Here is a 353-nt window from a genome sequence, read left to right as displayed (position 1 = left end):
AAAGGTTTCACATCAGACATTTGTGCTGTTACATGACCTATTTTTTTCATGAACATTAATGACGATATCACTAAACCAATACCAACAGCAAATATTAAATCCCAAAAGGTTGAAAGCACCAATACAATGAGCATGATTAATACTTCTGAACTCAATTTTATTGGTCCAATTTTTATGTCTTTGGGCATGCTGGGTATGGCTTTTAAACCTTTATAATCCATAACACCAATACCAACAGTTAGTAATATACCTGCTAAAACGGCGGTAGGTATTTTTGATGCTATACCGCTAAACCCTAAAAGGATAATTAGTAATAATACACCAGCAATCATGCCTGATAATTTAGTTTTTCC

Annotated in this window: 1 protein-coding gene; it reads right to left on the bottom strand. The window is 33.4% G+C overall.

Features of this window, described 5'->3' with window-relative positions; genetic code table 11:
* Positions 1-353: SulP family inorganic anion transporter (locus FUA24_RS05045; RefSeq protein ID WP_148540290.1), on the bottom strand; the 353-nt coding region annotated here is incomplete at both ends.

This window comes from Seonamhaeicola marinus (assembly GCF_008085455.1).
Note: the sequence above shows the minus strand (reverse complement) of the source record. Positions and strands in the feature narration are given on the sequence as shown.